The sequence below is a fragment of the Mesorhizobium qingshengii genome (assembly GCF_900103325.1).
GTDB classification, from domain to species: domain Bacteria; phylum Pseudomonadota; class Alphaproteobacteria; order Rhizobiales; family Rhizobiaceae; genus Mesorhizobium; species Mesorhizobium qingshengii.
Map to the genome: position 1 here is coordinate 1 of NZ_FMXM01000020.1, position 18,756 is coordinate 18,756.

General features: G+C 63.0%; 16 protein-coding genes. 6 read left to right on the forward strand and 10 right to left on the reverse strand.

Annotation, left to right across the window (positions count from 1 at the left end; genetic code table 11):
* Positions 1–76 precede the first annotated feature (76 nt).
* Together BLS48_RS25725 and BLS48_RS25730 are read right to left on the reverse strand one after the other, a co-directional pair.
* Complete coding sequence (locus BLS48_RS25725) at positions 77–1,459, reverse strand: IS1182 family transposase (RefSeq protein WP_091584264.1); 1,383 nt, start codon at positions 1,457–1,459, stop codon at positions 77–79.
* 173 nt (positions 1,460–1,632) lie between these two features.
* Entirely contained in the window at positions 1,633–3,036 is a 1,404-nt protein-coding gene (locus BLS48_RS25730; protein WP_091583968.1) for an MATE family efflux transporter, read from the reverse strand.
* A gap of 306 nt (positions 3,037–3,342) precedes the next feature.
* On the opposite strand from BLS48_RS25730, the gene BLS48_RS25735 reads away from it, so the two are divergent.
* From BLS48_RS25735 to BLS48_RS25760, 6 genes are all read left to right on the forward strand, one after another.
* Complete coding sequence (locus BLS48_RS25735) at positions 3,343–4,260, forward strand: AraC family transcriptional regulator (protein WP_091583971.1); 918 nt, start codon at positions 3,343–3,345, stop codon at positions 4,258–4,260.
* 242 nt (positions 4,261–4,502) lie between these two features.
* Positions 4,503–5,774 (forward strand): ABC transporter substrate-binding protein, encoded by a 1,272-nt coding sequence (locus BLS48_RS25740; protein ID WP_091583973.1) that lies wholly within the window; start codon positions 4,503–4,505, stop codon positions 5,772–5,774.
* A 107-nt stretch (positions 5,775–5,881) separates the two neighbouring features.
* Positions 5,882–6,748 (forward strand): carbohydrate ABC transporter permease, encoded by an 867-nt coding sequence (locus BLS48_RS25745; RefSeq protein ID WP_091583976.1) that lies wholly within the window; start codon positions 5,882–5,884, stop codon positions 6,746–6,748.
* Positions 6,745–7,557: a carbohydrate ABC transporter permease gene (locus BLS48_RS25750; protein ID WP_091583978.1), complete on the forward strand. Its 813-nt coding sequence runs from the start codon at positions 6,745–6,747 to the stop codon at positions 7,555–7,557. The genes BLS48_RS25745 and BLS48_RS25750 overlap by 4 nt, the downstream gene beginning before the upstream one ends.
* 15 nt (positions 7,558–7,572) lie before the next feature.
* On the forward strand, positions 7,573–8,619 hold the full coding sequence (locus BLS48_RS25755; protein WP_091583981.1) for an NAD(P)-dependent alcohol dehydrogenase: 1,047 nt from the start codon (positions 7,573–7,575) through the stop codon (positions 8,617–8,619).
* Between the two features lie 7 nt (positions 8,620–8,626).
* Positions 8,627–9,715: an ABC transporter ATP-binding protein gene (locus BLS48_RS25760; RefSeq protein WP_091583984.1), complete on the forward strand. Its 1,089-nt coding sequence runs from the start codon at positions 8,627–8,629 to the stop codon at positions 9,713–9,715.
* A gap of 12 nt (positions 9,716–9,727) precedes the next feature.
* On the opposite strand, the gene BLS48_RS25765 is transcribed toward BLS48_RS25760, so the two are convergent.
* From BLS48_RS25765 to BLS48_RS25800, 8 genes are all read right to left on the reverse strand, one after another.
* Complete coding sequence (locus BLS48_RS25765; RefSeq protein ID WP_091583986.1) at positions 9,728–11,314, reverse strand: FGGY-family carbohydrate kinase; 1,587 nt, start codon at positions 11,312–11,314, stop codon at positions 9,728–9,730.
* A complete protein-coding gene (locus BLS48_RS25770; protein ID WP_091583989.1) occupies positions 11,311–11,997 on the reverse strand; it encodes an HAD family hydrolase in 687 nt (228 codons plus the stop codon). Before BLS48_RS25770 ends, BLS48_RS25765 begins: the two co-directional genes overlap by 4 nt.
* Before the next feature lie 14 nt (positions 11,998–12,011).
* Positions 12,012–13,490, reverse strand: coding sequence for a mannitol dehydrogenase family protein (locus BLS48_RS25775; protein WP_091583992.1), 1,479 nt, complete (start codon positions 13,488–13,490; stop codon positions 12,012–12,014).
* Positions 13,491–13,662: 172 nt separating this feature from the next.
* Positions 13,663–14,433 (reverse strand): L-iditol 2-dehydrogenase, encoded by a 771-nt coding sequence (locus BLS48_RS25780; protein ID WP_091583995.1) that lies wholly within the window; start codon positions 14,431–14,433, stop codon positions 13,663–13,665.
* Between the two features lie 2 nt (positions 14,434–14,435).
* Positions 14,436–15,434, reverse strand: coding sequence for an ABC transporter ATP-binding protein (locus BLS48_RS25785; RefSeq protein WP_091583998.1), 999 nt, complete (start codon positions 15,432–15,434; stop codon positions 14,436–14,438).
* 51 nt (positions 15,435–15,485) lie between these two features.
* The gene (locus tag BLS48_RS25790) at positions 15,486–16,310 is read right to left on the reverse strand and encodes a carbohydrate ABC transporter permease (RefSeq protein ID WP_091584001.1); all 825 of its coding nucleotides are present in this window, start codon (positions 16,308–16,310) and stop codon (positions 15,486–15,488) included.
* A 10-nt stretch (positions 16,311–16,320) separates the two neighbouring features.
* Complete coding sequence (locus tag BLS48_RS25795) at positions 16,321–17,193, reverse strand: carbohydrate ABC transporter permease (protein WP_013528414.1); 873 nt, start codon at positions 17,191–17,193, stop codon at positions 16,321–16,323.
* 122 nt (positions 17,194–17,315) lie between these two features.
* Positions 17,316–18,626 (reverse strand): ABC transporter substrate-binding protein, encoded by a 1,311-nt coding sequence (locus BLS48_RS25800; protein WP_091584003.1) that lies wholly within the window; start codon positions 18,624–18,626, stop codon positions 17,316–17,318.
* Between the last annotated feature and the right edge of the window lie 130 nt (positions 18,627–18,756).

Sequence of the window (18,756 nt, forward strand, 5' to 3'; positions counted from 1 at the left end):
GATATTGTTGAAAAAGCCGGCCGCGTCTCGGCCACGACATCGACTGATGCTAGGTCGTGAGCAAACGCCTTCCGCCTCATGCCGGTTTCGGCATCGGCACCGGAATCAGCTTGGCGAGTTTCCTGAGGTTCTGGGCGGTGGCTGCCAGATGGAACTCGTCTCGAGCACCGTTTGGTCCTCGTAGTCGCAAGCGATCCAGCTTCAGGATGCGCTTGAGGTGCGCAAACAGCATCTCGACCTTCTTCCTCTCGCGACGCGAGGTGACATAGGCGTCGGTGGCGGCAATATCGCGGGCCATGTCCCGCGCACCCTCGTGGATAGAGCGTAGGATCTTGCGGGCTGGACCGTTCGGACAGCATCGAGGCTTGAGGGCGCAGGCGTCGCAGTCGAGCTTGCTGGCGCGGTAGCGCATGAAGCCCTCGTCGTCGACACCGTCGCGGGGTGAAGCGAACCGCCGACGATACTGCCTGAGCTCCTTGCCGCCTGGACAGGTGTAGAGATCGCGCTTGCGATCATAGCTGAACTCTGCCCGCTCGAAGGTCCCATCGCGACGCTCCGACTTGTCGAAGACCGGGATATGCGGCTCGATCCCGCGCTCGTGCACCAACCAGCCCAACATCTCGGCCGAGCCGTACGCGCTGTCGGCGGCCAGGCGTTCCGGATAGAGGCCGAAGCGATCCCGGGCGCGATCGATCATGGTGCGTGCCGCGCCGACTTCCGCCTGGCGTATGGCGCGGCTTGCCTCGACGTCCACGATGACGGCGTGATCCAGGTCGATCAGATAGTTGGTGGCGTAGGCGAAGAAGGCATGCCCCTTCATCGCTCCCGTCCACTGAGCCGCCGGGTCGGACCTCGATATGAACTTCGGCTTCACCTCGCTCGCTCCACCCCACGCGGCATCGTCCAACGTGTCGAGATACTCCTGTACCGAACGGCGTGTTGCCGCCATCGTCTCCCAGTCGACCTGCTCCGATCCCTCGGCAGAGCGCTGCTTGTTCGCGTCCGCCCTGATGAGGCTGGCATCGACGGCGAAGCCCTCGTTGCCGACGAGACCTTCTTCGATGCAACGGCGCACCGTCGTCTCGAAGAGTTCGCGCAGCAGATCGCTGTCGCGAAAGCGGCCGTGCCGGTTCTTCGAGAAGGTGGAATGATCGGGGACATCACCCTCCAGGCCAAGTCGGCAAAACCAGCGATAGGCGAGATGCAGATGCACTTCCTCGCAAAGCCGCCGCTCGGAACGGATGCCGAAGCAGTAGCCGACGATTAGCATCCGGATCATCAGTTCCGGATCGATCGAGGGCCTACCGATCTCGCTGTAGAACGGCCGCAGATGCGAGCGCAGCCCCGACAGGTCGACGAAGCGGTCGATCGAGCGCAATAGATGGTCAGCAGGGACGTGACCCTCGATGCTGAACTCGTAGAACAGCGCCTCCTGCATCACCGTCGGTTCGCCCATCATCGACTCAATCTCCTTGGCCAAGGAGATTGAATCCGTGCTTCAGAGCTGCTTCAAGCCTGAGTTTTTCAACACAATCGGCGCAAAGCAGACGTTTCATGGGCCGACATGAAGGCTCCGTTTAATGAGCCGCAATGTTGGGACATGACGGCCGCCAGACCGGCGGCCGTCTGCGTTCAATGACCGAAAGCGAGCGGCGGCGCGATCCTATCCCGCCGCAGCCAGCGCACCAGAAGCAGGGCCGCCACCACGGCCAGCCCCGACGACAGGCCGATCCAGATGCCGACGCCATGCAGGCCGAAATGGAAGGCGAGCAGCACGCCGAGCGGCAGGCCGACACCCCAATAGCCGATCGCGGCGTAGATCATCGGCACCTTGGTGTCGTGCAGGCCGCGCAGCATGCCGGCGGCGACCGCCTGCGCGCCGTCGAAGACCTGGAACAGCGCTGCGAAGGCCAGGAACGACACGGCAAGCCCTATCACCCTGGCATTGGCCGGGTTGCTGAGATCGATGAAGGCGCTGATCAGCGGATGCGGCCACAGGATCATCACCAGTCCCATCAGCGCCATGAATGAGACGCCGATGACGAAGGCGGTCCAGCCGGCGCGGGAAACGCCTTCCGGATTGCCGGCGCCATGGGCAAGCCCGACGCGCACCGTCACCGCCTGGTTGAGGCCGAGCGGCACCATGAAGCTGATCGAGGCGATCTGGATGGCGATCGCGTGCGCGGCCAGCGAATCCGCGTCGATCAGGCCCATCAGCAGCGCCGCCGCATTGAAGATGGTCACCTCGAAGGCGAGGATGCCGGCGATCGGCAGGCCGAGCCGCAACAGGCCCTTGAAGCGCGGCCAGTCGGCGCGCCAGAAACGCCCGAACAGATGGTAGCGGCGGAATTTCTTCTCCAGCATCACCACGACAGCCATGCCGATGAACATCAGCGTGCTGGACAGCGTGGTGGCGAGGCCGGAGCCGGCGATGCCCATCGGTTCGACACCGAGATTGCCGAACATGAACACCCAGTTGAAGAAGACGTTGCAGGCAACGGCGACGAAGACGATGACCAGCGCCCAACCCGGCCGCTCCAGTGCCGAGATGAACGAGCGCAGCACGATGTAGCCGTAGAACGGCAGCACCGCCCATTCGAGGTAGCGCAGATAGATGCCGGCCTGACGCGCCAGCGCCGGTTCCTGGCCCATGGCCAACAGAATGGCCTCGCCATGCCAAAGCACGATCCAGATCGGGATGCAGATCAGGATCGCCAGCCACAGGCCCTGGCGTACCGTGCGGCGCAGGTCGCGCACCGAATGACGGCGGCGTCCGAGCTCGGTGGCGATCATCGGCGAGGTCGCCAGCATCAGGCCGAGGCCGAAGATCAGCGGCATGAAATAGAGGTTGGCGCCAAGCGCGCCGCTGGCCAGCGTGTCCGGTCCCAACCGACCCATCATCATGACGTCGGTGGCCGTCATCGCGGTCTGGCCGAGATTGGTCAGCACCATTGGCCAGGCGAGCGCCAGCGTCGCCCTGATTTCCTGACGCCAAAGATGTTCCGGTGCGCGAGCACCGGCTTCGATCGCAGACATTTTCCGCTCTTTCCAGCTACGGCACGTCGGCAAAGAGCCGGAAGCCGCCTGTCAAACGGCAAAACCTTCGGTTTCGCGGCGTTTGCGTCAGCTTTTGTACGAAACGCGACATGAAGGCAAGAGAGGAGGGGGCGAGAACAGATTGAGCCAGCCTGGGGACTTTGGAGCCGGCGATTGCCGCTCACAGCGCCGAACCTCACTCACTGCGGGAACTGATCCCCATTTCACATGCGAGCAATCGGCTGCTACGGATTGCATGGACGAGTGAGGGTGCCACCACGGATCCCGGGTTTGCCAGGAGGTAGGATGCAGTTCAGGCGCAGAAAGAACCCGGCCGCGATCCCGCGGACAGCACCGTCCTTCGAGCACATCGTCACCGAGGCGAGCGACAGTTTCCTGTGGCGGCTCGACGATTATCCCTGGGAGCGCAATGTCTGGAACTTCCACCCTGAATATGAAATCCACCTGCTGCGAAAATCCTCCGGCGTCGCGCTGGTCGGCGACCATATCGGCGAATTCGGCCCGGGCTATCTCTCCATCGTCGGCGGCGGCCTGCCGCATGATTGGGTGACGGCGGTACAGCCGGGCGAGTTGATTGAAGGCCGCGACATCGTCCTGCAGTTCGATGCGCAAAGGCTGCGGGGATCGGCGGGCCTGTTGCCGGAATTGCGCGAACTGGAACCGTTTCTGGAGCGATCGCTGCGCGGCATCCTCTTCCATGGCCGCACGGCGCTCGAAGGCGCTGAATTATTGGAACGGATGGGGCACGTGCATGGGCTAGCCCGGCTCTGCCTGTTCCTCGAACTGGTCGACCTGCTGGCCAGGACCGACGAGTATGAATTGTTGTCGTCCCCGGATTTCTCTCCGGTTCTCGATGCCGCCTCGCTCGACATCATCCAGCGCACGCTGACCTATCTCTTCCAGCACTTCGCCGAGGATTTGAAGCTGCCGGAGGTGGCGGAACTGGCCGGTATGACCGAAAGCACGTTTTCGCGCTTCTTCCAGAAGAACACCGGCAACAGCTTCAGCGACCACCTCGCCAAGCTAAGACTCTGGCAGGCCTGCAAGCTCTTGGCGGACACCGAGATTCCGATCACCGACATCTGTTTCCAGGTCGGCTATATGAACATCTCGAATTTCAACCGCGCCTTCATGCGCAAGCATAAGTTGACGCCGTCGTCCTACCGCCGGCTGTCGCGGCAGCGGCTGACAATGCGCGCATAAGCGCACTCCAAAATCACCGCTCCGGGCGCCATCGATACTCGTGTGACGAGCATCCTAAACGAATGCGGGTTTTTGCGCTGCACAATGCATGAAAGTACAGGTCGGCTGCAACGGGGCTTCTAGCATGGCCCGCGGCAACTCCGCATTTTGGCGATGGGTGGCATGTCACTCGGGCGATGGTGAGGATCGCATAACCCGAGGATGTCCGCTTCCTGCGAAGTGTCCCTGGAGGAGAAAAGATCATGAAACCAGTTCGGCTTGCTGCCAGCCTTGGCGCAGCTTTTGTGCTTTCCGCTACCGTTTCCACCATCGCCTTGGCGCAGGCGCCGGTCTGCTCGGCGCCGGTCAAGGTGCTGGCGCAGCCACGTGACGGCCTGACGCTTCTGGAGGACTCCAAGGCCGAGTTCCAGAAGCTCTCCGGCGCCAGCTTCCAGATCGATTATCTCAACGAGAACGACCGCCGGGCAAAGTCGCGCGCCGATGCGTCCACCGTCGGCAACTACAACGTCTACTATGTCGACGAGGCCAACGTCGCCTTGTTTGCCTCTTCAAAATGGATCGTGCCGCTGACCGATTATTATCCGGCTGACTATGATTACGCCGATTTCGATCCGGGCCGCCAGAAAGTCGCCACCTATGACGGCAAGGTCTGGTTCGCGCCGCTGACCGGCGGCGGCGACCTGATGGTCTACCGCAAGGACGTGCTTGAGGCCGCCGGCATCCAGCCGCCCAAGACGCTGGACGAGCTGATCGCCGACGTGCCTAAGCTGACCAATCCCGACAAGGGCATGTATGGCATCGCACTGCGCGGCGCACGCGGTTCTGGTGCCAATGTCTGGCGCTGGATGCCCTTCTTCAAGGCTTATGGCGGCCAGTGGTTCGACGGCGACAAGCCGGTCTTCAATTCGGACGCCGCGGTCAAGGCGACCGAGACCTATCTGAAGCTGTTCAAGGACTCGGCACCTGGCACGCAGACCGGCAGCTGGGATGAATCGACCGGCGCCTTCCTGTCGGGTCAGGTTGCCATCCTCGTCGAATCGACGCCGCTGTCGGGCATGTCGGTCGACCCGAAGACCTCGCAGGTTGTCGGCAAGGTCGGCTTCCTGCCGCCGCCATCGCCGCTCACCGGCGGCGGCTACGGCCATGGCCTTGCCATCGCGGCGAAGGCCAACGCCGACGACGCTTCGAAAAAATGCGCCGGCCTGTTCATCGCCTGGGCAACGTCGAAGGAAAACGAGAAGCGCCGGCTTGATGCCCACCAGTTCGGTGAGCTGAACCGCACCAGCATTCTGTCCAGCAAGGAATTCGCCGATATCTACGGTGCTGATCTCGGACAGGCGCTGGCCGAAACGGGCAAGGTCACGGCAGTCAACTTCTGGCAGGACCCGCGCTGGCCCGATCTTGGCGACCGTTGGGGCATCATCCTCGAGGAGCTGGTCACCGGCACCCGAACCGACATCAAGGGTGGCCTCAACGAGCTTGAAGCCTACGCCAACGAGCTGGTGAAGAAATAAAGGATCCTCCCTCTGCGGCGCGCAGTCCGTGGCATTCGAGCGAATGCCGGGGCCTGCGCGCCGCGGGATTTCCGCCTCGCTGCTGAACTGTTGCCGGATAGATACCAATGGCCCGACACTCATCCTTGCCGGTCACCTTCATCGTTCCGACGCTTGCCATCCTGCTGGTGCTGTCGATGGTGCCGACTCTCTACGCCATCGTCATCGCCTTGCAGAACCGTGAGCTCTCCTCGACAGCCTATTCCTATGTCTGGTTCTCGAATTTCTACGACCTGTTCTTCGACCGGCGTTTTCTCAACGCCGTCTGGGTGTCGGTGAAGTGGGAGATCGTCACCGTCGTGGCGACAATGGCCGTTGCGATCGGGCTGGGCGTGCTGATGTTCGAGGTCGCGTCGCCGCGCCTGCGCAATATCTACTGCCTGTTGTTCATCATCCCGGTGCTGCTGCCACGTGTCTCGGCGGCCTTCGTGTGGAAGTTCGCCTACCATCCGCTCTACGGCATCGCCACTTATCCCTATCGGCTGCTGACCGGCGGGCTGATCTTCGACCCGCTGTCCAAGCCGGCGACAGCCTTGTTTGCCGTCGCGTCGGTCGATGTCTGGCAGTGGGGCCTGTTCTTCGCCGTCATCGTGCTGAAGCTTTTGGAAACGCTGCCGCCGCAGCCGATCGAGGCGGCACGGCTGGACCATGCCAAGCGCTGGCAGATCCACGCCTATGTCACTCTGCCAATGCTGAAGGCACCGCTGATCAGCCTGATGTTCGTCAAGATGATCGAGTCGCTGCGGTCCTTCGACCTGATCTACGTGATGACGCGTGGCGGACCAGGCGTGGCGACCGAAACGCTCGACATGTACGCCTTCTCGCAAGGCTTCATCGAGTCCGGTAAGGTGTCCTATGCCTCGGCGATGGCCGTGCTGATGATGATCGCCACCGTCATCACCTTCACCATGCTGTGGAAGCGGGTGCAGGCATGAGGCCGGGCCGCCTGATCGGCAAGACTGTGCTGGCCTTTGCCGGCTTCATGGCGGTGTTTCCACTGCTGTGGACGGCGCTCAATTCGCTCAAGAACAATGTCGACATCATCACCCGCGTGCCGCGCCTGGTGTTCACCCCGACACTGGCCAATATCAGCTACATCATCGGCCGCGACAGCGTCATGACCGGCCTCTACAACTCGGTCATCGCCTGCGGCGTCGCGGTGCTGATCGGCGTGGTGCTTGGCTTGCCCGCCGCCTATTCGGTCGCGCGCTACCCCAACCGCTGGGCCGGCGACATCCAGTTCTTCGTGCTGTCGCTGCGCTTTCTGCCACCGGTGGCGGTGGCCATCCCGTTGATGGTGATCTGGCTGCAACTCGGGCTCTACGACACGCTGGCCGCGCTGATCGTCACCTACTCGCTGCTGACCATCTCGGTGATCATGTGGCTGGCCATTCCCGCTTTCCAGGCCGTGCCGAAGGAGGTCGAAGAAGCCGCCTTCGTCGATGGCTACGGCGCCTATTCGGTGTTCTGGCGGATCGCGCTGCCGGTCGCGGCGCGCTCGCTGACCGGCGCGGTCGCCTTCAGCTTCGTGCTGGTCTGGAACGAGTTCCTGATCGCGCTGATGCTGTCCAGCTCCAACGCCAAGACCTTGCCGATCGTGGCTTCGGAATTGTCCCAGCAAGGCATGAACGTGCCGTGGGGCATCCTCAACGCCTCGGTCGTGCTCTTGTCGCTGCCGCCGCTGCTGTTTCTCGGCGTGCTCAGCGGCTTCCTGAATTCCGTTTTCCGGCAGAAAAAGACTTGAAGCGAGGACGATACGATGCGGGCATTGGTGCTTGAGAAAAAGGGCGAGCTGGCCCTGCGCGAGATTGCGTTGCCGCTCGACGTCGGGCCGGACGACGTCAAAATAGCCATCCACACGGTCGGCGTCTGTGGCAGCGACGTGCACTACTACACCCATGGCGCCATCGGCAGCTACGTCGTGCGTGCGCCGATGGTGCTCGGCCATGAAGCGTCCGGTACGATCGTCGAAATCGGCGCCAATGTCCGAACGCTGAAGGTTGGTGATCGCGTCTGCATGGAGCCGGGCGTGCCGAACCTGTCGTCGCGGGCAACAAAACTTGGCATCTACAATGTCGACCCGGACGTGAGCTTCTGGGCGACACCGCCAGTGCACGGCATTCTGGCGCCTGAAGCTGTTCATCCGGCCGCGTTCACCTACAGGCTGCCGGACAATGTTTCCTTCGCCGAAGGGGCGATGGTCGAGCCCTTTGCCATCGGCATGCAGGCGGCCGCCCGCGCGCGCATCGTTCCGGGCGACGTGGCGGTTGTCGTCGGCTGCGGCCCGATCGGCATCATGATCGCGCTTGCCGCGCTTGCCGGCGGTTGCTCGAAGGTGCTGATTTCCGACTTCTCCGCCCCCAAGCTCGAAATTGCGGCCCGGTATCCGGGCATCGTCCCGGTCAACATCGGGGAGCTGTCGCTGGCCGATGCGGTGGCGGTGGCGACCGACAATTGGGGAGCCGACATTGTCTTCGAGGCCAGCGGTAGCCCGAAGGCGTTCGCCAATCTGTTCGATGTCGTGCGTCCCGGCGGCGCAGTGGTCCTGGTCGGGCTGCCGGTGGAGCCGGTGTCGCTCAACGTGCCGGCGGCCATATCGAAGGAAGTGCGCATCGAGACGGTGTTCCGCTACGCCAACATTTTCGACCGCGCCTTGCAGCTCATCGCGTCAGGCAAGGTTGACCTCAATCCGCTGATCACCGGCACCTATGATTTCTCCGACAGCATCGAGGCGTTCGAGCGGGCGGCTGCGGGCCGCCCGGAAGACGTCAAGCTGCAGATCCTGATTTCGAGCGAGAAGGGCTGACCGAACCATGTCCGCGATCACCTGCTCCCATGTCGAGAAATCCTATGGCGCCACGACCGTCATCCGAGACCTCAATCTGAGCATCGAGGAACACGAATTCGTCGTCTTCCTCGGCCCGTCGGGCTGCGGCAAGTCGACCTTGTTGCGCATGCTGGCGGGGCTCGAGGACATCAGCGGCGGCGAGGTCTCGATCGGCGGCAAGGTGGTCAACGACCTCGATCCCGGCGACCGTGGCATCGCCATGGTGTTCCAGAACTACGCGCTCTACCCGCATATGACGATCTTCGACAACATCGCCTTCGGCCTGAAGCGCCAGAAGGTGCCGAAGGCCGAGATTCAGCAGCGTGTCGAAGCCGTCTCGAAGACGCTTGGCCTGGACCCCTATCTCAGCCGCAAGCCGGCTGAACTCTCCGGCGGCCAGCAGCAGCGCGTGGCGATTGCCCGCGCCATGATCAAGACGCCAAAAGTGTTCCTGTTCGACGAGCCGCTTTCCAATCTGGACGCCAAGCTGCGCAACCACATGCGCGTCGAGATCGCCCGCCTGCATCAGTCATTGAACACGACCACCGTCTACGTCACCCACGACCAGTTGGAGGCGATGACGCTCGCCGACCGCATCGTGCTGCTGCGCGACGGCAGGATCGAGCAGATCGGCTCGCCGGCGGAAATCTACGAGCGGCCGGGCAATCTGTTCGTTGCCGGATTCATAGGCACGCCGAACATGAACTTCATCGACGTCACCATAGGCCGGAAAGCAGACGGCTGGACGCTGACCAATGCCGGGACGGTCTTCAGCATCGATGGCTCACGGTTCAAGCTTCAACATGGCGAGCGCGCGGTGCTTGGCATCAGGCCCCCGGACCTCAAGCCCGCAGCCCCCGACGCCTCCGGGAACCTCCTGGCAGGCACGGCTGATCTCATCGAGTTCCATGGCAATGATGCGCTGGTGACATTCGGTTTGGGCGGCAAGGAAATCAGCGCGCTGGTTTCGAGTCGCGCTTGTCCCGTCATCCGCGGCGATGTGCGCTATACCTTCGACGAATCGAGCCTGCATCTGTTCGATGCCAAGTCCGGCGCCTCCCTGCTGATTCAGTGACGCGACAGCGCCCTACCGGATCGCGTCCAGCACCTGCCGCTGCCGGTGCATCTCGAGGAAAATCCGGTAATCGCGGTCGAAGCGCCCGGTTGCCGTGGGATTGGACGCCCGCCGCTTGCCGCCCTGCTGCATGGCAAGGCAGGCGGCGTTGAGGTCGGGGAAAAGCCCGGCCGCGGTGGCCGCCACCATGCCGGTTCCGAGCAGCACCGCCTCGTCGGCCAGCGGCTCGATCACCGTGCAGCCGGTGGCGTCGGCATAGAGCTCCATCAAAAGCGGGTTCTTGGTGTGGCCGCCGGTGACATGCAGCGTGTCGATCAGGTAGCCGTTCTCGTTCAGTGCCTCCAGCACATGGCGCACACCGAGCGCGATGCCGACGGCGGTGCGCCAGTAGAGCTTGCACAGGCTGTCGAAGGAGGAATCCAGCGTCAGCCCGCTGACGACGCCGACGGCGTGTGGATCGGCAAGCGGCGAGCGGTTGCCGTGGAAATCCGGCAGCACATGCAGCCTCGCGGCCAGGTTTTCTCCCTCGATGGTGCGCAGTTCGGTGACCCGCCTGGCGATTTTTGCATGCATGGCGGCATCCGGCTCGCCGCCGGCGCCGTGCCAGCGAATGATGTGGTCGAGCAGGGCGCCGGTGGCTGACTGGCCACCTTCCGACAGCCACAGCTTCGGCAGTGCCGCGCCATAGTAGGGGCCCCAGACGCCGGCGAAAGGCTGCGGGTCGGGCGACATCGCCATGACGCAGGAGGATGTTCCGGCGATCAGCGCCAGATGCCGGCCGATATTCTGTTCGTCACCGGCAAAGCCGCCGAGCACGCCAAGCGCCCCGGCATAGGCATCGATGACGCCAGCGCCGACCCGGCACTTTTCCGTCAGGCCAAGCTCCGCCGCCGCTTGCGCGGTCAATTGACCGATATCGGCGCCAACCGGGCTGGCTCTCTCCGGCAAATTGCCGTGCTCAAAAAGATCCTCGAGGCCGACGATTTCGAAGAAATCGCGCCGCCAGCCGATCTCTTCATGCGCCAGATAGGTCCATTTGGCTGTCAGCGTGCATTGCGAGCGGGCCAGCGAGCCTGTCGCTTGCCAGGTCAGGAAGTCGGTCAGGTCAAATAAATAGCCGGCTTCATTCCAGGTCTTGGGCAGGTTGCGTTTCAGCCACATCAGCTTCGGCGTCGCCATTTCCGGCGACATGACGCCACCGATGTAGTCGAGCACGGCATGGCCGCTTGCCGTGCATTCGTCGGCCTCGGCAATGGCGCGATGGTCGAGCCAGACGATGGTGTCCCAACGCTTGTCGCCGCTGACCGAGACGCTGATCTGGCCACCTTGCCGGTCACGCACCACCAGCGAACAGGTGGCGTCGAAGGAGATGCCGACAATATCTTCGGCGGCGACGCCGGCTTTTTCGCGCGCGGCGCGCACGGCGCTGCAGACCGCCGACCAGATATCGCGCGAATCATGTTCGGCGTGATCGGCCTTTGGCTGGTTCATGGCGATGGGCCGCTCGGCGCGGCCGAGCAAGCTGCCAGTGGTGTCGAGAATGCCCGCGCGGGCGCTCCCGGTGCCGACATCGACCGCGCAGACAAATTGTTTCGTCAAGATGCTTTAACTCTCGCTCCCAGGCCTGCAATCAGATCGGGCAATTGCAGCATGTCAGCGAATATAAAGTCCGGTTCACTCGACGCAAGCCGCGCTTTCAAGGTGGGGTTGTTGCCGGCATGCGAGCCGCCGGTGAAGGCAAGGACGCGCATGCCCGCCGCCCGTGCCGCGGCGATGCCGGCCGGGCTGTCCTCGACGACGACGCATTTGCGCGGCTGGGCTCGCATGCTGGCGGCGGCATGCAGGAACAAGTCCGGCGCGGGCTTTCCCTTGGCCACCATGCCGGCGCTGAACAGATGCGGCTCCATCAGCCCAAGCAATCCGGTGACGTCGAGCGCATAGCGGATACGGTCGAGCGTGCCCGAGGACGCGACGCAGAACGGCAGACCGAGCTTCGGCAGCATTTCCGTGACGCCGGGGATAGGCTTCAGCTCCTCGCGGAACCTGCGCATCAATTCGACGCGCATCTCGGTCAGGTGCCTGTCGGTTATGTCGAGCCCGAAGTCGCGGCCGAGGATCTCGCGGACGCTTTTCATGCTCTTGCCGAGGAAATGCTCGTAGGCGGTGTCCTCACTGACGCTGCCCCCGGCAAGTTTGATCATGCCAATCAGCGCCGAGACGGAGAGCGCTTCGCTGTCGACCAGCACGCCGTCGCAGTCGAAGATGACCAGTTCAGGCGCCATGGTTTCGGATGGTCTCAGAGCTTGCCGGCGAGGTAGCGCGTCAGCGTGGCCCGCGCGCCATCCGTCCACAACACGTCGAGGGCATGAGCGAACGCCTCGACGAAGGGTACGGCGCGGCCGACATCGCCATAGATGTCCTCCATGGCAAGCCAGGCGGCAGGCGCGTCCTTGGCCGCCTTTGCCGTCGCCTGCAGCCGGTCCCAGCTCGGATCGTTGGGCTCGATGACGGCGCCGCTGTCCGTCGTGCCGAAGCAGTAGCGGCACCACAGCGCTGATTCCAGCGCCAAGCCGGCGACGCTTTTTCCCGCCTTCAGGCGGTCGGCGATGGTCGGGATGATGAATTTCGGCTGGCGGTTGGAGCCGTCGAGGCAGAGACGGCGCACCGTGTCGCCGATCTTGGGATTGGAGAAGCGGCTCTCGATGAGCTGGTAGTACTCTTCCAGAACCGTGTCCGGCACCGGTGGCACGGTCGGAATGATCTCTTCCCTTTCGAGTTTGGCCAGGAAGCCGGCGACCAGAGGTTCTTGCATCGCCTCATGGACGAAATGGATGTCCATTAGCCCGGCCGGATAGGCAATGGTGGCATGGCCGCCATTGAGGATGCGGATCTTCATCAACTCATAGGGTGCAACGTCCTTGACGAACTGCACGCCCACCTTTTCCAATGGCGGACGGCCATCGGTGAAATGGTCTTCCAGCACCCATTGCCGGAAGGGCTCGCAGAACACCGGCCAGTTGTCCTCGACGCCAAAGTCCCTGGCCAGTATGCCGCGCTCGCGATCGGTGGTGGCCGGCGTGATGCGATCGACCATGCCGTTCGGAAAGGCAACATGGTTGCTGACCCAGTTCGCCAGGTCCTCGTCGATCAGGCGCGCCAGGCCGATGACGCCGTCGGAGGTGACATGGCCATTGTGAGGGATGTTGTCGCAGGACATCACGGTGAACGGTACGATGCCGTCATCGCGGCGGCGTACAAGTCCGGCAAGGATGATGCCGAACACGGTCTTCGGCGTGGCGCCTGGCTGGGCATCGGCGACGATATCGGGATGGGTCGGGTTGAACACGCCGGAGGCCGGGTCGATGAAATAGCCGCCCTCGGTGATGGTCAGCGAAACGATCCTGATCGCCGGGTCCGCCAGCCGTTCGATGATGCCGGCCGCATCGCCGGGCATCAGGAAGTCGATCATCGCGCCGGTGACGCGGGCACTCATATGGCCACTGTCCTGCTCGACCACGGTGGTCAGCCAGTCCTGCTCTTCCAGTTTGGCCCGGCCGATCTTCTCGCCCTCGAACACGCCGGCGCCGACCAGCGCCCAGTCGTGGCCGATGCCCGAATTGAACAGGTCGTCGAGATAGACGGCCTGGTGCGAGCGATGGAAATTGCCGACGCCGAAATGCACGATGCCGGCCTTGAGCGCCGCGCGGTCATATTTCGGACCGGCGACCTTGGCGGGCAGTTTGGAGAGGTTTGAAGACGAGAGTTTCACGATCATCTGTTTTACCCTTTGGCCGGGCTGCGGCCTTCGTTACATCCCTCTCCCCGTCTTTAACGGGGGAGAGGTAAGGTGAGGCGCGGTGCAATCTTCCGAGGTAGATGCTGCCCCTCACCTTGATGTCGGCCTCTTCTCCGCGCGGAGGAACGAGGAGAAGAGGCCGTCCCCGCCCTCAACTCATCCACTGGCCGCCATCGACATTGTAGGTCTGGGCGACGATGTATTCGGCGTCGCTGCTGGCGAGAAAGACCGCCATGCCGGTAAGGTCATGGGCCGTGCCCATGCGGCCGTAGGGCACGGCGTCACCGACCAGCTTCTTCTTCTCGCCCTTCGGCCGGTTTTCGTACTTGGCGAACAGCGAATCGACATGATCCCAATGCTCGCCATCGACCACGCCGGGAGCAATCGCGTTGACGTTGATGCGGTGCTTGATCAGGCCGAGCCCCGCCGACTGGGTCAGCGAGATGACGGCGGCCTTGGTGGCGCAATAGACGCCGACCAGTGCCTCGCCGCGCCGTCCGGCCTGGCTCGCCATATTGATGATCTTGCCGCCCTTGCCTCGCGCGATCATCGAGCGGGCGGCGGCCTGCAGCATGAACAGCGTGCCGGCGACATTGACGGAAAACAGCCTGTCGTAGCTCGCCCTGGTGATCTCGACGATTGGCGCGAGATCGAACAGGGCGGCGTTGTTGATCAGGATATCGAGGCCGCCGGTCTTCGCCTCGACGGCTTTCACCGCCGCCTCGATCGAGGCGAGATCGGTCACGTCGAGCTCGACCGCATAGGCCTTTGCGCCGATCTCGGCGGCTGTCCTCTGCGCAGCCTCCAGATTGATGTCGGCAATGGCGACGGTGGCGCCTTCGCCGACATAGGCCTCCGCGAAAGCCCTGCCGATGCCACGGGCGGAGCCCGTGATCAGCGCCGATTTGCCGGCCAGTCGCATGGTCACATCGCCTTTCCGTCGGCGCCGAAACGATGCAGCTTGGCCTTGTCGGGCGTCAGATAGATGGTGTCGCCATGATGCACGGCCAGCTCGCCGTCGGCGCGCACCGTCAGCGGACCGACGCCATCGGCCTGGACGTGCAGGAAGGTGTCGGAGCCGAGATGCTCGGCAACGCCGACCGTCGCTTTCCATTCGCCAGCGGTGGTCGAGATCTCCATGTGCTCGGGACGGATGCCGATCGTCTTGGCGCCGTATTTGGCCGCCGGCGCGCCTTCGATCAGGTTCATCTTCGGCGAGCCGATGAAGCCGGCCACGAACAGGTTCTTCGGTGTCTTGTAGAGCTCCATCGGCGAGCCGACCTGCTCGATGTTGCCGGCGTTCAGCACGACGATCTTGTCGGCCATGGTCATGGCTTCGACCTGATCGTGGGTGACGTAGATCATGGTGGTCTTGAGCTGATGGTGCAGCTCGCTGATCTCCAGCCGCATCGTGCCGCGCAGCGCGGCGTCGAGATTGGACAACGGTTCGTCGAACAGGAAGGCCGAGGGCTGGCGCACGATGGCGCGGCCGATGGCGACGCGCTGGCGCTGGCCGCCGGAAAGCTGGCCGGGCCGGCGTTCGAGGTAGTTGGTGAGGTTCAGCACACGCGCCGCGTCCTTCACCTTCCTGTCGATGGTGGCCTGGTCCTCGCCCGCCATCTTCAGCGGGAAGGCGATGTTCTTGGCCACCGTCATATGCGGGTAGAGCGCGTAGGACTGGAACACCATGGCGAGCTTGCGCTTGGCCGGCGCTTCGCCGGTGACATCACGGCCGTCGATGTTGATGGTGCCGCCGCTGGTGTCCTCCAGCCCGGCGATCAGGCGCAGCAGTGTTGACTTGCCGCAACCCGACGGGCCGACGAAGACGACGAACTCGCCATTCTCGATCACCAGATCGAGGCCGGGGATGATGGACGTCGCTCCGAAGGACTTGGAGACGTTCTTGAGCGTGATGTTTCCCATGGTTTCCTCCCCGAGGGGTTATTTTTCGTCGTTTGCTTCAGGCAACGTCCGTTACTTAACCGCACCAAACGTCAGGCCGCGCACCAGCTGCTTCTGGCTGAACCAGCCCATGATCAGGATCGGCGCGATCGCCAGTGTCGAAGCCGCCGAAAGCTTGGCCCAGAACAGGCCCTGCGGGCTGGAGAACGAGCTGATGAAGGCCGTCAGCGGCGCGGCCTCGGTGGTGGTCAGGCGGATCGTCCAGAATGCCTCGTTCCAGGCCAGGATGATGTTGAGCAGCATGGTCGAGGCAATGCCTGGCACCGCCATCGGCGTCAGCACATAGACGATCTCGTTCCACAGCGAAGCGCCGTCCATGCGCGCCGCTTCCAGGATCTCGCCAGGGATCTCGCGGAAGTAGGTGTAGAGCATCCACACCACGATCGGCAGGTTGATCAGCATCAGCATGACCATCAGGCCGATGCGACTGTCGAGCAGGCCGGTGTCACGGAAGATCAGGTAGATCGGGAACAGCACGGCGACCGCCGGCATCATCTTGGTGGACAGCATCCACATCAGGATGTCCTTGGTTCGCTTGGTCGGCGAGAAGGCCATCGACCATGCCGCCGGTATGGCGACCAGCAGGGCCAGGATGGTCGAACCGACCGAGAGCAGCACCGAGTTGAAGAAGAATTTGAAGTAGCCGCTCTGCGCCTGGACCTCGGCATAGCTCTCCATCGTCCCCGACGGGATGATGCTGAAGCCCTGGATGGCTTCCTGTTCCGACTTGAACGAGGTGATGATCGTATAGAGGATCGGGAAGAAGATCAGCAGGGCGACGATCCAGGCCGCCGCGGTCGCGATCGTCTTGTGCTGGGTGGTGACTGAGCGTGCCATCGTATCCTCCCTATTTGTCCAGGTTCTTGCCGACGGCGCGCATGGCGAAGAAGGCAACGATGTTGGCGAGAATGACGGCGATCACGCCGCCGGCGGATGCCTGGCCGATTTTGAATTCCAGCAAGGCCTTCTGGTAGACGAGGAAGGGCAGGTTGGTGGAGGCGTATCCTGGGCCGCCATTGGTGGTGACGAGGATCTCGGCATAGACGGAGAGCAGGAAGATCGTCTGGATCAGGATGACGACCGTGATGGCGCGCGACATGTGCGGCAGCGTCAGATAGATGAAGCGGCTGATGAAGCCGGCGCCGTCCATCTCGGCCGCCTCCTTCTGCTCACCGTCGAGCGACTGCAGCGCGGTCAAGAGGATCAGCGTCGCGAAAGGCAACCACTGCCAGGCGACGATGATGATGATCGCCAGCATCGGGTGTTGCCCGAACCAGTCGATCGGCTGGGCCCCGAAGAAGCGTGCTATATCGGCGAACACCCCATATTGCGGGTGCATGATCATGTTCTTCCAGACCAATGCTGCCACCGGCGGCATGACGAAGAACGGCGAAATGACGAGAATGCGGACTATGCCTTGTCCCCACATCGGCTGATCGATCAGAAGCGCCAGCAGGATGCCGCCGATCACCGTGATCAGAAGCACGCTGACCACCAGCGTGAGCGTGTTGAGGATCGATTGCAGGAAGGCCGGGTTTGAATAGAACAGCGCGTAGTTCGAGAAGCCAACGAAGCCGTCACGGATCGGGTTGAGTGGGTTGTACTGCTGGAAGGAGAACCAGATGGTGATGACCAGCGGCACAATCATCCAGACGAACAGCAGCACCACGGATGGCGCCATCATGAAACGGGCAAGCGAACGGGTCTGCTGAGTAGCCATGACGGTCACCCTTCACTGGTCAGACTGAATTTTCAGAGGCGCTAAAGGCGGCCGCCCGAACTGGGACTCGGGCGGCCGTTGCCGGTCAGGAAGGCGACCGGCATTCGGCACCGGGAGGAGCCTTACTTGATATAACCGCCTTCGGTCATTGCCGCGGTGGCAGCGTCCTGGGCCTGCTTCAGCGCATCGTCGACGCTCGACTGGCCGGCAAGAGCCGCCGAGAAGAGCTGGCCGACAGTGGTGCCAAGGCCCTGGAACTCAGGGATGGCGACGAACTGGACGCCGACATAGGGCACCGGCTTGACGGTCGGATGCGTCGGATCGGCGGCGTTGATGGAGTCCAGCGTCATCTTGGCGAACGGAGCCGCCTTCTGGTACTCGGCATTGGCGTAGAGCGAGGAGCGCGTGCCCGGAGGAACGTTGGCCCAGCCTTCCTTCGAGGCAACCAGTTCAGCGTAGTGCTTGCTGGTCGCCCAGGAAACGAACTTCTCGGCGGCGTCAGCCTTCTGCGTACCAGCAGGGATCGCCAGCGACCATGCCCACAGCCAGTTGCCGCGCTTGCCCAGGCCATTGTCGGGTGCCAGCGCGTAGCCGACCTTGTCGGCGACGGTCGAGTTCTTCGGGTCCGAAACGAAGGACGCCGCGACGGTGGCGTCGATCCACATGCCGCACTTGCCCTGCTGGAACAGCGCCAGGTTTTCGTTGAAGCCGTTGGAGGACGCGCCCTCGGGGCCGTCGGCCTTCATCAGGTCGACATAGAACTGCAGCGTGTTCTTCCATTCAGGCTGATCGAACTGCGGCTTCCAGTTCTCATCGAACCAGCGGGCGCCGAACGAGTTCGACATCGCCGTCAGGAAGGCCATGTTCTCGCCCCAGCCGGCCTTGCCGCGCAGGCACACGCCATTCACGCCATTGGCGCGGTCGGTCATCTTGTCGGCGGCCTGCTTGATGAAGTCCCAGGTCGGCGCGTCGGGCATCTTCAGCCCTGCCTTGTCCATCAGGTCCTTGCGGTACATGACGAACGAGCTTTCGCCGTAGAAGGGCGCGGCATAGAGCTTGCCGTCGACCGAAAGACCGCCGGCGATGGCCGGGATGATATCCTTGGCATCATAGTCATCGCCGAGCTTGTCGAGCGGCAACAGCCAGCTCTGCTTGGCCCAGATCGGAACCTCGTAGGTGCCGATGGTCATCACGTCATACTGGCCGCCCTTGGTGGCGATGTCGGTCGTGACGCGCTCGCGCAGCACGTTTTCCTCGAGCGTAACCCAGTTGAGCGTGATGTCCGGGTTAGCCTTGGTGAAGTCGTCGGTCAGCTTCTGCATGCGGACCATATCGCCATTGTTGACGGTGGCGATGGTGATGGATTCGGCGTGTGCGGCGAAGGCAAGAGCGCTGGCCGACAACAAGCCCAGGGTGAGCGTGCGAAGTTTCATCAAATTCCTCCCATGAACCAAGATGAGCATTTGCCTTGGCTGTGAGCAATTACTCATTTAGTGTTAATTATGTCAAGCCGGATTCGATGCTGCAGCGCAGCACTGTGCGACGGTGCTGGGCAATGGACGG

What these genes read in the sequence shown, in the direction of transcription:
- BLS48_RS25730 (WP_091583968.1), bottom strand. Translation starts at nt 3,036, where the DNA reads ATGTCTGCGATCGAAGCCGGTGCTCGCGCACCGGAACATCTTTGGCGT.
- BLS48_RS25735 (WP_091583971.1), top strand. Translation starts at nt 3,343, where the DNA reads ATGCAGTTCAGGCGCAGAAAGAACCCGGCCGCGATCCCGCGGACAGCA.
- BLS48_RS25725 (WP_091584264.1), bottom strand. Translation starts at nt 1,459, where the DNA reads ATGATGGGCGAACCGACGGTGATGCAGGAGGCGCTGTTCTACGAGTTC.
- BLS48_RS25795 (WP_013528414.1), bottom strand. Translation starts at nt 17,193, where the DNA reads ATGGCTACTCAGCAGACCCGTTCGCTTGCCCGTTTCATGATGGCGCCA.
- BLS48_RS25775 (WP_091583992.1), bottom strand. Translation starts at nt 13,490, where the DNA reads ATGATCGTGAAACTCTCGTCTTCAAACCTCTCCAAACTGCCCGCCAAG.
- BLS48_RS25800 (WP_091584003.1), bottom strand. Translation starts at nt 18,626, where the DNA reads ATGAAACTTCGCACGCTCACCCTGGGCTTGTTGTCGGCCAGCGCTCTT.
- BLS48_RS25770 (WP_091583989.1), bottom strand. Translation starts at nt 11,997, where the DNA reads ATGGCGCCTGAACTGGTCATCTTCGACTGCGACGGCGTGCTGGTCGAC.
- BLS48_RS25790 (WP_091584001.1), bottom strand. Translation starts at nt 16,310, where the DNA reads ATGGCACGCTCAGTCACCACCCAGCACAAGACGATCGCGACCGCGGCG.
- BLS48_RS25785 (WP_091583998.1), bottom strand. Translation starts at nt 15,434, where the DNA reads ATGGGAAACATCACGCTCAAGAACGTCTCCAAGTCCTTCGGAGCGACG.
- BLS48_RS25755 (WP_091583981.1), top strand. Translation starts at nt 7,573, where the DNA reads ATGCGGGCATTGGTGCTTGAGAAAAAGGGCGAGCTGGCCCTGCGCGAG.
- BLS48_RS25740 (WP_091583973.1), top strand. Translation starts at nt 4,503, where the DNA reads ATGAAACCAGTTCGGCTTGCTGCCAGCCTTGGCGCAGCTTTTGTGCTT.
- BLS48_RS25750 (WP_091583978.1), top strand. Translation starts at nt 6,745, where the DNA reads ATGAGGCCGGGCCGCCTGATCGGCAAGACTGTGCTGGCCTTTGCCGGC.
- BLS48_RS25760 (WP_091583984.1), top strand. Translation starts at nt 8,627, where the DNA reads ATGTCCGCGATCACCTGCTCCCATGTCGAGAAATCCTATGGCGCCACG.
- BLS48_RS25780 (WP_091583995.1), bottom strand. Translation starts at nt 14,433, where the DNA reads ATGCGACTGGCCGGCAAATCGGCGCTGATCACGGGCTCCGCCCGTGGC.
- BLS48_RS25745 (WP_091583976.1), top strand. Translation starts at nt 5,882, where the DNA reads ATGGCCCGACACTCATCCTTGCCGGTCACCTTCATCGTTCCGACGCTT.